Here is a 13815-nt window from a genome sequence, read left to right as displayed (position 1 = left end):
TCGTGAGCGTCCGCGCGCGCAACGACGTCCGGGTCAGCGGCGCGCCCGGTGCCCGGCCGATGCTCTTCGCGCACGGCTACGGCTGCGACCAGCACATGTGGCGGTACGTGACGCCGCACTTCGCCGCCGACCACCAGGTGGTCACCTTCGACCACGTCGGGTTCGGCAACTCCGACCTGACCGCCTACGACCCGGTGCGGTACGGCTCGCTGCGCGGCTACGCGGCGGACGTCGTGGAGGTCCTCACCGAGCTGGACCTGACCGACGCCGTGTTCGTCGGGCACTCCGTCAGCGCGATGATCGGCGTGCTGGCCCACGCGATGGCGCCCGAGCGCATCGGCGCGATGGTCATGGTCGGCCCGAGCGCCCGCTACGTCGACGACGGCGACTACGTCGGTGGCTTCAGCCGCGCGCAGCTGCGGGAGCTGCTGGAGAGCCTGGACGCCAACCACCTGGCCTGGTCGACGCTGATGGCCCCGCAGGTCATGGCCAACCCCAACCGGCCGGAGCTGGCCGCCGAGCTGACCACCGCCTTCTGCCGCACCGACCCCGACGTCGCCCGCCAGTTCGCCCGCATCTCCTTCCTGTCCGACAACCGGGCCGACCTGGCCGGCGTCGACGTGCCGACCCTGGTGCTGCAGTGCGCCGAGGACGTCATCGCCCCGGTCACCGCCGGCCGCTACGTGCACGAGCACGTCCCCGGGTCGACCTTCGTCCAGCTCTCCGCCACCGGGCACTGTCCGCACCTGAGCGCCCCGGAGGAGACCTCCGCCGCCATCCGGGCCTGGCTGTGACCGACGCCCGCGGGACGGCACGGCCCGTCGCCCGCGACCGCCGGCTGGTCGACGGTGTCCGGGCGGCGCTGGACGAGCTGCTGGACGACGACCCCGCGGACCTCTACGAGAACGCCCCCTGCGGCTACCTCTCGATGCTCGCCGACGGCACGATCGTCAAGGTCAACCAGACGATGTGCACCTGGCTGGGGCTGCCGCGGGGGGAGGTGCTGCGCACCCGGCTGCGCGACCTGCTCAGCCTGGGCGGCCAGGTGTTCCACGACGCCCACCTCACCCCGCTGCTGCGCATGCAGGGGGCGGCCCGGGAGGTCGCACTGGACGTCGTCCGGGCCGACGGCTCGCTGCTGCCCTGCCTGGTGAACGCGATCGAGGTGCGCGACGCCGACGGTCGCCCGCTGATCGTGCGCGCCACCCTGTTCGAGGCCACCGCGCGCCGCCGCTACGAGCTGGACCTGCTGGCGGCGCAGCGGGTGGCCGAGGACTCCGGGCTCCGGTCCCGCACGCTGCAGCAGTTCGTCTCCGAGCTGGCCGCGGCGGTGACCACCGCGGACGCCGCGGCCGTGGTCGTGCACCGCAGCCGGCGCGCGGTGCACGCCACCGGGGCGGCGCTGTGGCTGGTGGCCCCGGACGCCGCCCGGCCCGGTGCCACCGAGCCCGCGGCGGTGCTGAGCGCCGCCGAGAACGTGCCGGCCGCGCTGCTGGCCGCCCTGGACGCCACCTCGGCCGGCCGGGTGGGGCTGGTGCTCAGCTCGGGGGTGCGCACGGTGCCGGTGACCGCGGCGCTGCGCGAGGCCTGGCCGGAGCTGGCCACCGCCGCGGCGGCGGCGCGGGTCACCGACCTGGTCGTCGTCCCGGTGACCACCGACGGCACCCACCTGGGTGCCCTGCTGCTCACCCTCGGCGACCCGGACGACGGCGAGCTCATCAGCCTCACCGAGCCGGCCGCGCACCGCTCGCTGGACCCGGCCGACGTCGACCTGCTGGTCACCCTGGGCCGGCAGGCCGGTCAGGCGCTGGAGCGGGCCCGGCTGCACGAGGAGACCGCCCGCCAGGCCGAGCGCTCGGGCTTCCTGCTCGACGCGGCCCGGATGCTGGCCCGGGCGGCCGGGGTGGGCGAGAGCGTCGAGCGGCTGGCGGAGATGGTGGTGCCGCGGCTGGCCGACCTGTGCGTGCTGGACCTGGTGGGCGAGCACGGCATGGAGCGGGTCGTGGCCCGGCACGGCGACCCGGGGCGCCAGCCCTTCGTCGACGTGCTGCGCGCCTGGGCCCCGCCGCACCGCGACCTGCCGGCGCCGGCCCGCACCGCGATGGCCGAGGGCCGCACCCGGTGGTTCACCGCCGTCGACGAGGCCGAGCTGGCCGCGATGGCGCGCAGCCCCGAGGAGGTCGCCGCCGCCCGCGCCCTGGAGCTGATCAGCCTGGTCAGCGTCCCGCTGATGGCGGAGGGCCGGGCGCTGGGGGTGATGACGCTGGCGGTCGACCGGCGCCGGCGTCCGTTCACCGCCGCCGACGTGGAGCTCGCCGAGCAGCTGGGCCTGCAGGTGAGCCTGATGATGGCCAAGGCGCAGCGCTACGAGCTCGAGGCCCGCACCTCGCACGTCCTGCAGGCGACCCTGCTGCCACCGCCCCCGCCGCCGGTGCCCGGCATGACGGTGGCGGTGCGCTACCTCGCGGCCACCTCCGGGGTGGAGATCGGCGGTGACTTCTACGACGTCGCCCCGCTGCCCGGCCGGCACGTGGCGATCGCGGTCGGTGACGTCGTCGGCCACGACATCACCGCCGCGGCGACCATGGGGCAGCTGCGCAGCGTCTACCGGGCGCTGCTGGTGGAGGCCCCGGCGCCGGCCGCCGTCATCGACCGGCTGCAGGCCAGCTGGCCGCTGCTGGGGCTGCAGCGGATGGCCACCGCCCTGTTCGCCACCCTCGACGTGCCCACCGGTGAGCTGCACGTGGCCTCGGCCGGCCACCCGCCGCCATTGCTGGTCGTCGACGGCCGGGCGGAGTTCCTGCCGGTGGTGCCCACCCGGATGCTCGGCGCCCCGCCCGCGCCGGCGGCGGAGTGGAGCGGCGTCGTCCCGCCCGGGGCCACGCTGGTGCTGTTCACCGACGGGCTCGTGGAGAGCCGCAGCAGCGACATCGACGCGGGCCTGGAGCGGTTGCGGGCCGCGGCCGGCCGGTCGGCGACGTCCACCCCCGACGAGCTGTGCGACCGGCTGCTGTCCGACCTCGCCGGCACCCACCGCGCCGACGACATCGCCCTGCTCGCGCTCACCCGCGACCCCTGAGTCCCGTGTGCGCCTGTGCGCGCAGCGGGCGAGCGCCGACTGTGCGCCCAGCGGGGTCAGCGGGCCGGATCCAGCCCGGTGTGCGCACAGTCGTCTCACTCGATCGCCGCACCGCGTCTTCTGAGCCGCTGTGCGCTGCTCCGCCCCTCCACCGTGCGCGCAGCGGGGCCCGCCAGAGGTACCCGGCCCGGTGTGCGCACACTCGGCGCACCAGGCTTGACCCTTCTCCGCGACCGATGCGCCGCCGGTCTCGCCGCCCGTCGCTGGTGCCGATCGACCGTGCCCTCAGCGGGGTCGCCAGGACGGATCGGGCCAGGTGAGCGCACAGTCGGCGGACCTGTGGACGACGAACCCGGGCGCGACGTCTCTTCGGGGACGCTGCTCGGGTGTCCGTCCGCGCCGATGCCCCGCTGCGTGGGGTGTTCCGCGGTTCGGTGGCCGTCCACCGGGGGCTGGTGACGCCTGATGTGCTGCGCGGGCCGCGGTACCGGGCGCTGTTCCGGGACGTGCACATCGCCGCTGACGTCCCGGTCACCCACGCCCTGCGCGCCCGGGCGGCGGCAGGCGTGCTCCGGCCCGGAGCGGTGGTAACCGGGCGCAGCGCCGCGGTGCTCTGGGGCGTGGACCTCGCCGAGCCCGAGGACGACGTCGAGCTGACCCTCCCGCCGGGCGCCCACCCGGTGCGGGCTCCCGGTCTGCGCGTGCGCCGAGCTGTCCTCGACCCGCACCGGGTGTGTACCCACCGCGGCGTCCGGGTGACCGATCCCGTGTCGACCACCGTGGCGCTCGCCGCCGCGCTGCCGCTGGACGAGGCGGTGGTCGCCGTCGACTGGATGACCGTGTCCGGGGCCGCCGGGCTGACAGCGGTCAGGGCGCTGGCCACCGCGCAGGCCGGGCGCGGCTGCCGCCGGGCCCGCACGGTGTGCGCGCTGGCCGACGGTCTCGCGCAGTCGCCGCAGGAGACCAGGCTGCGGCTGCTGATGCGGCGGGGTGGGCTGCCGGCCCCGGTGGCCCAGCACCGCGTCGTCCACGGCGGCCGGTTCGTGGCCGACGTCGACTTCGGCTGGCCGGCACACCGGGTGGCCGTGGAGTACGACGGGCTCTGGCACGCCGAGCCCGGTCAGTTCGCCAAAGACCGGCAGCGGCTGAACCGGCTCACCGCCGCCGGCTGGCGCGTCGTCTTCGTGACCGCCGCCGACCTCTACCGCCCCGAGGCGCTCGTCGCCCGCATCGCCGCCCTGCTGGCCACTTGAGTGGGCTGCGCGGCCACCGACTGTGCCCCCAGCGGGGTCGGCGAGCCGGGGTCAGCCCGCTGGGTGCACAGTCGATGGCGCGCCGCGACGTCGCCCGGGTCCCTCAGGCGGGGACGAGGGTGGACAGCTCCTCGGGGAGCTCGCCGGGGTGGACGACGGCCAGGCGCTGGGTGGACCGGGTGAGGGCCACGTAGAGGTCGCTGTACCCGCGCACGCCCTCGGCGAGCACCGCGCACGGGTCGACCAGCACCACCGAGTCGAACTCCAGGCCCTTGGCCTCGCCGGGCACCAGCACCACCGGTGCGCGGCGGGAGTCGGCGTCCGCGCCGGCCTGCGCGGTGGGCAGCTGCTGCCGGACGGCGTCCAGGGTGGCGGTCAGCCGGCTCGGCGGCACGATCACCGCGACCGTGCCGCCCAGCCCGGCGAGCTCGGCGGCGACCTCGGCCACCCGCGTCGGCAGCTCGGCCTCGGCGGCCCGCTCCTCGGTCGGCGGGACGCCGGTCCTGCGCACGGACCGCGGGGCGGAGGTCTGTGCACCACCGGCCGCCAGGACCGCGGCCGCCACGGCCATGATCTCCGCGGGCGTCCGGTAGTTGACGGTGAGCTCGGCCAGCCGCCAGTGCGCGTCGCCGACCGAGGGCCGCAGCGCCTCGCCCCAGGCCTGCGCGCCGGCCAGGCTGCCGGTCTGCGCGAGGTCGCCGACGACGGTCATCGACCGGGTGGGGCAGCGGCGCACCAGCAGCCGCCAGGTCATCGCCGACAGCTCCTGCGCCTCGTCGACCACCACGTGCCCGAAGGTCCAGGTGCGGTCGGCGGCGGCCCGCTCGGCCGTGGTGCGGTAGTCGACCTCGGCGTTGCGGGCGGCCAGCGACTCGGCGTCCAGCAGGTCGCCGGCGGTGAGCTCCTCGCCCTCCTCGTCGTCCTCGAGGTCGGTGGAGCGCGAGCCGTGCAGCATGTCCAGGGTGTCCTGGGCCTCGGCCCGCTCGCGACGCTGACGGCGGGCCTCGGCGGCCCGCTCGGCGCTGTCGTCGTAGCCGAGCAGCTCGTCGGCCTCCTCCAGCAGCGGGACGTCGGCCGGGGTCCAGGCGGTGCCGTCGGTGCGCAGCAGCAGTGCCCGGTCCTCCTCGGTCCAGTTCTTCGTCGCCCGCCTGAGCCGGTCGGGGGAGGTGAGCAGGTCGGCCAGCAGCTCCTCGGGCGTGAGCTTGGGCCACAGCTCCTCGACCAGCCGGCGCACCGCGGGGTCGCTGATGACCTCCGAGCGGAGCGCGTCGACGTCCCGGCTGTCGAGCAGGGTCTCCCCGCCGCGCACGTCGGCGCCGATCCGGCCCACGTACCGCTCGGTGACCAGGTCGGCCACGGCGCGGGCGAAGGCCGGGCGGCCGAGGTTGTGCTGCCGGGAGGCCCGGCGTCCGGCGGTGCGGGCGCGGGTCAGGTCGGCCGGGCGCAGCGAGATGCGCACCCCGTCGATGACCAGCTCCCGGACGCCGCGGCCCAGCGTCTGCCGGTCGCGGACGGCGGCGGTGAGCACGTCGACCATGGCCAGCCGGCCCTTGACCTCGGCGGTCTCCGGGGACTCGGTGCCGCGGGCGTCCAGGCCCGGGCGCAGCTGACCCAGGCCGGCGAGCAGCACGCCGGTCTCGCCGAGGGAGGGCAGCACGTCGGCGATGTAGGACAGGAAGGTCGGCGTGGGGCCGACGACCAGCAGGCCGCTGCGGCCCAGCCGCTCGCGGTGCGTGTAGAGCAGGTAGGCCGCGCGGTGCAGGGCGACGGCGGTCTTGCCGGTGCCCGGCCCGCCCTGGACGACGAGCACGCCGCGGGCGTCGCTGCGGATGATCGCGTCCTGCTCGGCCTGGATGGTGGCGACGATGTCGGTCATCCGGCCGGTGCGCTCGGCGGTCAGCGCGGCCATCAGTGCCGCCTCGCCGGTGAGCGCCGGACCGTCGCCGGCGGAGGCGGCGTCGATGCTCAGCACCTCGTCGTTGACCGCGACCACGGTTCGCCCGCGGGTGCGCACGTGCCGGCGGCGGACGACGCCCTCGGGCCGGAAGGGGGTGGCCGTGTAGAACGGCCGGGACGCCGGCGCACGCCAGTCGACCAGCGCGGGGTCACCGGCGGGGTCGTCGGCGGGCAGGCCGACGCGGCCGATGTACAGCGGCTGCGGCTGCTCCTCGCGGTCGAGGCGGCCGATCACCAGGCCGTGCTCGGCGGCGTCGAGGGCGGTGATCCGCTGCGTCTGGAAGCTGGCGGCGGCCTCCCGTTCACCGAGGGCCTGCGGGTTGATCGCCGGCATCGCCAGCGCCTGCTTGAACCGGTAGACGGCGTGCTCGCGGTTGGCGTCCAGCCGTCGGTAGAGGTCGGTGACGGCGGCCTGCTCGGCGGCGAGCTCCGGGTCCGATGCGGGGTCCGTGCCGGGGGAGGGGCTCGACAAGTCCTGCAACTCCTACGCGTGGGGGTCCAGCGAGCCGTGATCGGCGACCGCCCATCCTGCCACCGGTCCGTGCCGGGGCGCGGCCGGTCTCCGGCGGGCGGACCCACGCGGAGTGCCCTACCCTCCCCGATCACGGCCAACAGCGGCCTGACCAGGACAGGAGCAGTCGTGAGTTCGTACCGCTACAAGCCGAGCAAGCCGATGGGCGTCCTGTCGATCGTCGTCGGCATCGGGATGCTCGTCGTGGGGCTGACGCAGTTCGGCGGGGCCGAGGGCGGCGGGCGGACCTTCCTGGTGGTCTGGTGCATCGCCGTCGTGGGCATCACCGGGGTCAACGCGTGGGCGGCCTTCTCGGAGAAGGGCTCACTGGCGACCTACCGCCGAGTGCCCGACGAGCTGCGCGCCGACGAGCCGGGCGCGGACGCCCCGCGCTGAGCCGGGGTCAGAGCCGGGACGTCGTCGCGTCGTCCTCGGCGCCGGCGCAGTACTGGTCGAGCACCGCGCGGAACACCGGCTCGTCCGGGTCGGCGTGGGCGAAGAGCGTCATCGACGAGCGCAGCTTCTGCGCGTCGATGCCGCCGAACACGGCCACCGGGTCGGTGAGGTCCAGCGCGGTCAGCGCACGGGCGCACTCCAGCAGGCGCGGCCCGAGCACCGGGTGGGCCAGGTACGCGCGGGCCTCGGCGAGGTCGCGGACGGCGTAGCGCTGGGCCATCTCGCTGCGGCCCAGCCCGGCGAGCTGGGGGAACACGAACCACATCCAGTGGCTGCGCTTGCGGCCGGCGCGCAGCTCGGCCAGCGCGGTGTCGAAGGTGTCGCCAGCGTCCTGCGCGTCGACGAAGCGCTGCAGGTCGCTCACCGGGAGGTCCGCACGCCGTCGAGGGCCACGGCCACCACCCGGTCCCGCTGGGCGTCGTCGGCGAAGGACACCGACGTGATGCCGGCGAGCAGCTTCACCAGGTCGTCGAAGCAGAGGTCGGCGCGCACCTCGCCGGCGGCCTGGGCGCGGTCGAACAGCGGCGTGCCGGCGCCGTACATCTCCGCGCGGCAGGCGGCGAACACCGGTGACCCGGCGCTGAGGGCCTCCTTGATCGCCTGCTTGGTGGCGATGTAGCCGACGAAGCGGTCCAGCCAGCCGGCCAGCGCCTCCCACGGCGGCAGGTCGGCGACCTCCCGTGCGGTGGCGCACAGGTCGGCGACCTCGCCGATGTAGAGGCGCTCGACGAGGTCCCGGCGGGTGGGGAAGTTGCGGTAGAGCGTGCCGATGCCCACGCCGGCGCGGCGGGCGACGTCCTCGAGCGAGGCGTCCGCGCCCTGCTCGGCGAACACCTCGCGGGCCGCGGCGAGCAGGGCGTCGAAGTTGCGTGCGGCGTCGGCACGCTGCGGACGGCGCACGCCCAGTTCGACCAGTCCTGCACCGAGCTCGGCCACGCCGCCACCTTCCCCTTGCAACCGGAGGTCTGCCTCCGCTAATGTGGAGGTGCGCCTCCAGTTGACCCGATGATAGCCCCGGCCCGCTCGCGACGGACCCCGGTGAGGTCGGGCGAGCGCGCGTCCCCTCCTGCTCATCTCTCCGTCTGGAGCGACCATGTCCGCACCACGCTCCTCCCCACGGCTCGTGCTCACCGTGCTCGCCGCGGCCACCGCCTCCTTCGCCATGCTGCAGTCGCTGGTCACCCCGGTGCTGCCGACGATCCAGCACGACCTGGGCACCTCTGCCTCGGGCATCACCTGGGTGCTCACCGCCTGGCTGCTGTCGGCCGCGGTGGCCACGCCGCTGCTCGGCCGGGTCGGTGACATGCAGGGCAAGGAGCGCACGCTGGTGCTCTCCCTCGCCGCGATCGCCGTCGGCTCGCTGATCGCCGCCCTCGCCCCGTCGCTGCCCCTGGTGCTGCTCGGCCGGGTGGTCCAGGGCCTGGGGGGTGCTGCCTTCCCGCTCGCCTTCGGCATCCTGCGCGACGAGTTCCCGCCGCACCGCCTGCCCTCGGCCGTCGGCTTCCTGTCCGCGGTCATCGCGGCCGGCGGCGGCGTCGGCATCGTGCTGGCCGGCCCGATCGAGAGCGCCCTGGGCTGGCGCGCGCTGTTCTGGATCCCGATGGTCGTGGTGACCGGCACCGCCGTCCTGGCCCGCCGGTACGTCCCGGAGTCCCCGGTCCGCACACCCGGGCGGGTCAACGTCGTCGCCGCCCTGCTGCTGGCCGGCTGGCTGGTCGCACTGCTGGTCCCGCTGTCGCAGGCCTCGTCCTGGGGCTGGGCCTCCGGGCGCACCCTCGGGCTCCTCGCCGTCGCCGTCCTGGCCCTGGCCGCGTGGGTGGCCGTCGAGGTCCGCTCGGCGACCCCGCTGATCGACATGCGGATGATGCGGCTGCCGGCGGTCTGGACCACCAACCTGGTGGCGCTGCTGTTCGGCGCGCAGATGTTCGGCGTCTACGCCTTCCTGCCCCAGTTCGTGCAGCTGCCGGCCAGCACCGGCTACGGGTTCGGTGACAGCGTGACCGTCGCCGGGCTGCTGATGCTGCCGCTGCTGGTGACCATGTCGGTCACCGGCGTCCTGTCCGGGCGGATCGTCACCGTGCTGGCCTACAAGCCCCAGCTCGTGCTCGCCTCGGGCATCGCCGCGCTGGGCTGCGCGGGGCTGGCCCTCTTCCACGCCGCCCCGTGGCAGGTGGCCGTCGCCGCCGGCTGGCTGGGCGTCGGCTTCGGGCTGGCCTACTCCGCACTCACCAGCCTGATCGTGCGCAGCGTCCCGGCGCACCAGACCGGCGCGGCCAGCGGCATGAACCTCAACATCCGCACCATCGGCGGCGCGCTGGGCACCGCGCTGGTCAGCAGCGTGGTCACCGCCTCCGCCGGCGCCGACGGCCTGCCCGCTGAGTCCGGCTTCACCACCGCGTTCTGGGCGCTGTCGGGTGCCTCGGTCGCGGCCGCGGTGCTCGCCCTCCTCGTGCCCGGCGCAGCGCGCCGCCGTCCGGTCCCGGCCGCCCCTGTCCCCACCCCGGCCGTCTCCGTCCCTGCCCCGCTGGACGACGTCTCCGTCGTCCCCGTCAACTGAGAGGGACCCCGTGTCGAAGACCTGGCTCGTCACCGGCAGCTCGCGCGGCCTCGGCCGCGCCCTGGCCGAGGCCGTCCTCGAGGCCGGCGACTCCGTGCTGGCCACCGCCCGGGAGCCGGAGCTGCTCGCCGACCTGACCCACCGCTTCGTGGGCCGGGTGCGCCCGCTGGCACTCGACGTCACCGACCCCGACGCCGGTGCCGCCGCCGTGGAGGCCGCGGTCGCCGCCTTCGGCCGGCTGGACGTGGTGGTCAACAACGCCGGGCACGCCGACAGCGCCCCGGTCGAGGCGACCACCGAGGAGTCCTTCCGGGCGCACCTGGAGACCAACCTGTTCGGCGTCATCCGCACGACCCAGGCCGCCCTGCCGGTGTTCCGGCAGCAGCGGTCCGGGCACTTCCTGCAGTTCTCCTCGATCGGTGGGCGGGTCGGCGGGACGCCGGGCCTGGCGGCCTACCAGACCGCGGCGGCCGGGGTGGAGGCCTTCTCGGAGGTGCTGCACGCCGAGGTGGCCCCGCTGGGCATCCGCGTCACGATCGTCGAGCCGGGCGCCTTCCGGACGGGCTGGGGCACCTCGATGCGGCTGGCCGAGGTGGGGGAGGACTACTCGGGCACGGTCGGCCGGGTGCACGAGCGCCGCCGGCTGACCGACGGCCGGCAGCCCGGTGACCCGGCGCGGGCGGCGCAGGTGCTGCGGGACGTCGTGGCCTCGCCCGAGCCGCCGCTGCGGCTGCTGCTCGGGTCGGACGCGCTGCTGCTGGCGGAGCGGTCCTCCCGGGCCCGGGCACGGGAGGCGGCGGTCTGGTCCGGCGTCAGCCGGTCGACCGACTTCGACGACGCGGTGCAGCGCTCGGCCTGACCCGCAGTCGCAACGGGTTGTGCGGGCGCGGTGACCGTGGGCGACACGCCGGGCCGGACCAGCAGGGACACGTCCCGGTCATGTGTGCCCGGTGTGTCGTTCATGAGCGGTGCTTACGTTCGGCGGGCGTCACCGACCCTGCCCCTCTCGGAAGGACACCCCGTGCTCCTGCCCCCCGGCAGCCCCCGCACCGCCGTCCGGATCACCGTCGCGGTCGCCGCCGCCGCGGTCGCCGTCGTGACGGTCCCGGCCGTGGCCTCGGCCGCGCCGCCCACGACCCCGTTCCTGTCCGAGTTTCACTACGACAACGCCGGGACCGACGCCGGTGAGTTCGTCGAGGTCCAGATCCCGGCCGGCACCAGCTCGGCCGGGCTGTCTGTCGTGCTCTACAACGGGGACGCCGGCAAGGGCCTCCGGTACGACTCCGACGCCCTCCCGGTGGTCACCGCCCCGGCCGGGGCACCGGCCGTCGCGGTCGTCAGCTACCCGGCCAACGGCGTCCAGAACGGCTCGCCCGACGCGATCGCCCTGGTCGACGCGTCCGGCGCGGTGCTGGACTTCCTCTCCTACGAGGGGGTCGTCACCGCCACCGACGGTCCGGCGTCCGGCCGGACGAGCACCGACGTCGGCGTCAGCGAAGCCGGCACCGAGCCCGTCGGGCAGTCGCTGTCGCGCACCTGGTCCGCCACTGGGACCTCGGTCTGGTCCGGTCCGGCGACGTCGACCCCGGGCCAGGTCAACCCCGGGAACGAGGGCACGTCCCCGACGACGCCCCCGCCGGCACCCGTCGACCCGTGCACCGTCCCGGTGACGAACGAGATCGGCGCCGTCCAGGGCTCCGGGAGCGCCACCCCGCTGGCCGGCCGGACGGTGACCGTCCGCGGCACCGTCGTCGGCGACGTCCCCGGTCTGGCGGGCTTCTACCTGCAGGACGCGGACGGGGACGGCGACGCCGCGACCTCCGACGGCGTCTTCGTCACCTCGACCGCCGCGGTCGACCTGGGTGACACGGTCGCCGTCACCGGCTCGGTCTCGGAGGCCTTCGGCCAGACGCAGATCGCCGGCGGCAGCACGGTCGCGGTGTGCGCCGACGGCACCGCCGCCGACCTGCCGGCCGCAGCACCCCTGGACCTGCCGGCCGACGACGCCACCCGTGAGCGCCTCGAGGGCATGCGGGTCGCGCCGGTCGACCGCCTCACCGTCGCCGAGGTCTACGCGCTGACCAGCTATGGCGAGCTCACCCTGGCCGAGGGCGGCGTGCTGGTGCAGCCGACCGAGGCCGCCCGCCCGGGCACCCCGGAGGCGGCTGCGGTCGCGGCCGACAACGCCGCCCGGACGATCCTGCTCGACGACGCGGTCAGCGCCCGCACGAGCGTCACCACCGCGCCCTACCTGACCTCGACCACCCCGGTCCGGGTCGGTGACCAGCTCACCTTCACCGAGCCGCTGGTGCTGGGCTTCGGCTTCAGCGAGTGGCGGCTCATCCCCGCCGACGGCACCGCGGACGGCGTCTTCGCGCCGCAGGACACCCGCACGGCCGCGCCGCAGCCGGTCGGTGGCGACATCCAGCTGGGCACCTTCAACGTGCTGAACTACTTCCTCACCCGGGACCCGAAGGTCGGCCGCGGCGCGACCACCGACGCGGAGTTCGAGCAGCAGGCGGCCAAGGAGGTCGCGGCCATCTCGGCGCTGGACGCCGAGGTCGTCACCCTGCTGGAGATCGAGGACACCGACTCGACCGGCCTCACCCCCGGCAACGCCGACACCGCGCTGGCCGACCTCGTGTCCCGGCTGAACACCGCCGCGGGCAGCACGAAGTGGGCGTACGTGCCGATGCCCGACGAGCTGTACGGCGTCGACCGCGACGTCATCCGCAACGGGATCATCTACCAGCCCGCGGCCGTGCAGACCGTGGGCGACCCGGTCGGCCTGGTCGACGAGACGGTGTGGTCCAACGCCCGCGAGCCCCAGGCGCAGACCTTCCGCGCCCAGGGCGACACCTTCACCGTGGTGGCCAACCACCTCAAGTCCAAGAGCACGGGTGCCGCGACCGGCGACAACGCCGACGCCGGTGACGGGCAGGGCCAGTGGAACGGCGACCGGGTGCGGCAGGCGCGCTCGCTGGCCGCGTTCAGCCAGCAGCTGCGCACCTCCAGCGGCGACCCCGACGTCGTGCTGATGGGCGACTTCAACGCCTACAGCCAGGAGGACCCGATCCAGACCCTGCGCGAGGCCGGGTACACCGACCTGGGCGAGCAGTTCGACCCGGGCCGCTACAGCTACGTGTTCGACGGGCTGTCCGGCTCGCTCGACCACGCGCTGGCCACGACCGAGCTGACCGCGAAGATCACCGACGTCGCGCACTGGAACATCAACTCGGTCGAGTCCTTCGCCTACGAGTACGACGGCGCCTCGGACCTGTACGCGCCGAACCCCTACCGCTCCAGCGACCACGACCCGCTGGTGCTGGGCATCGACCTGCAGACGCCGGTGGTGGCCGTCCGGCCGGCCATCAACAGCAACGTCAAGGCGCAGGTCGTCGACGGCCAGGTGTCGCTGGCGGAGTTCGCCGAGAACACCGGCGACGTCCCGCTGACGGTCAAGTTCAACGCCACCGCCGACTTCCCGGCCGGGCAGCCGGTCACGCTGGCCCCGGGGGAGCGCAGCTACGTGTTGGTCCCGTCGGGCAGGACGTCGGTCGCGGCGTCGAAGGTCTACGTCAACGTCGTCTACACCGACGAGACCGGCACGCGGCGCAGCCTGAACCAGGTCGAGGAGTACGCGGCCACGGCCGTCCCCGCCCCGGTGCTGTGCCAGGGCCTGGAGCCCACCGTCGTCGGCACCGCCGGCGACGACGTGCTGCGTGGCACCACCGGTCGTGACGTGGTCATGGGCCTGGGTGGCAACGACACGATCACCGGCGGCAACGGCGATGACGTGGTCTGCGGCGGCGACGGCAACGACACGATCACCGGGGGCAACGGCGACGACGTGCTGTTCGGCGGTGCCGGCGACGACACCCTGCGCGGTGAGAACGGCAGCGACACCCTGATCGGCGGCGCCGGCACCGACGTCCTCGACCAGGGCAAGGGGAAGGGCCGCGAGGAGCAGGCCGGCGCCGACTCCTGACCCCACCCGACCACC

General features: G+C 75.2%; 10 protein-coding genes. 7 read left to right on the top strand and 3 right to left on the bottom strand.

All coding sequences use genetic code 11. The features are described 5' to 3' along the window. Nucleotides 1–2: 2 nt before the first annotated feature. The 3 genes from KUM42_RS04280 (at nt 3) to KUM42_RS04270 (ending at nt 4332) form a co-directional block, all read left to right on the top strand. Nucleotides 3–794 carry an alpha/beta fold hydrolase gene (locus KUM42_RS04280; protein ID WP_237495238.1) on the top strand — a complete coding sequence of 264 codons (792 nt, stop codon included), beginning with the start codon at nt 3–5 and terminating at the stop codon, nt 792–794. Beyond that, nucleotides 791–3079: a SpoIIE family protein phosphatase gene (locus KUM42_RS04275; RefSeq protein WP_237495236.1), complete on the top strand. Its 2289-nt coding sequence runs from the start codon at nt 791–793 to the stop codon at nt 3077–3079. The genes KUM42_RS04280 and KUM42_RS04275 overlap by 4 nt, the downstream gene beginning before the upstream one ends. A 386-nt stretch (nt 3080–3465) precedes the next feature. After that, nucleotides 3466–4332 carry an endonuclease domain-containing protein gene (locus KUM42_RS04270; protein ID WP_237495234.1) on the top strand — a complete coding sequence of 289 codons (867 nt, stop codon included), beginning with the start codon at nt 3466–3468 and terminating at the stop codon, nt 4330–4332. Between the two features lie 103 nt (nt 4333–4435). Here the strand turns inward: KUM42_RS04270 and KUM42_RS04265 are convergent, their stop codons facing one another. Beyond that, a complete protein-coding gene (locus KUM42_RS04265; RefSeq protein WP_237495232.1) occupies nt 4436–6760 on the bottom strand; it encodes an AAA family ATPase in 2325 nt (774 codons plus the stop codon). A gap of 168 nt (nt 6761–6928) precedes the next feature. Here KUM42_RS04265 and KUM42_RS04260 point away from each other — a divergent pair, with 168 nt between their 5' ends. After that, on the top strand, nt 6929–7195 hold the full coding sequence (locus KUM42_RS04260; RefSeq protein WP_237495231.1) for a hypothetical protein: 267 nt from the start codon (nt 6929–6931) through the stop codon (nt 7193–7195). 7 nt (nt 7196–7202) lie between these two features. On the opposite strand, the gene KUM42_RS04255 is transcribed toward KUM42_RS04260, so the two are convergent. Both KUM42_RS04255 and KUM42_RS04250 read right to left on the bottom strand, forming a co-directional pair. Continuing rightward, the gene (locus KUM42_RS04255; RefSeq protein WP_237495228.1) at nt 7203–7619 is read right to left on the bottom strand and encodes a DUF1810 domain-containing protein; all 417 of its coding nucleotides are present in this window, start codon (nt 7617–7619) and stop codon (nt 7203–7205) included. Then, nucleotides 7616–8191, bottom strand: coding sequence for a TetR/AcrR family transcriptional regulator (locus tag KUM42_RS04250; protein ID WP_237495226.1), 576 nt, complete (start codon nt 8189–8191; stop codon nt 7616–7618). Before KUM42_RS04250 ends, KUM42_RS04255 begins: the two co-directional genes overlap by 4 nt. 157 nt (nt 8192–8348) lie before the next feature. Between KUM42_RS04250 and KUM42_RS04245 the strand changes: the two genes are divergently transcribed. The 3 genes from KUM42_RS04245 (at nt 8349) to KUM42_RS04235 (ending at nt 13800) form a co-directional block, all read left to right on the top strand. Further along, the gene (locus tag KUM42_RS04245; RefSeq protein ID WP_237495222.1) at nt 8349–9812 is read left to right on the top strand and encodes an MFS transporter; all 1464 of its coding nucleotides are present in this window, start codon (nt 8349–8351) and stop codon (nt 9810–9812) included. 10 nt (nt 9813–9822) lie between these two features. Next, a complete protein-coding gene (locus KUM42_RS04240; protein WP_237495221.1) occupies nt 9823–10671 on the top strand; it encodes an SDR family NAD(P)-dependent oxidoreductase in 849 nt (282 codons plus the stop codon). 162 nt (nt 10672–10833) lie between these two features. Then, complete coding sequence (locus KUM42_RS04235; protein WP_237495219.1) at nt 10834–13800, top strand: ExeM/NucH family extracellular endonuclease; 2967 nt, start codon at nt 10834–10836, stop codon at nt 13798–13800. The last annotated feature ends 15 nt before the right edge of the window (nt 13801–13815 follow it).

The organism is Modestobacter sp. L9-4 (assembly GCF_019112525.1).
GTDB lineage: Bacteria > Actinomycetota > Actinomycetes > Mycobacteriales > Geodermatophilaceae > Modestobacter.
This window is presented reverse-complemented; position numbering and strand designations above follow the sequence as displayed.

Coding starts and splice junctions, on each gene's coding strand:
- KUM42_RS04245 (WP_237495222.1), top strand. CDS start 8,349: ATGTCCGCACCACGCTCCTCCCCACGGCTCGTGCTCACCGTGCTCGCC.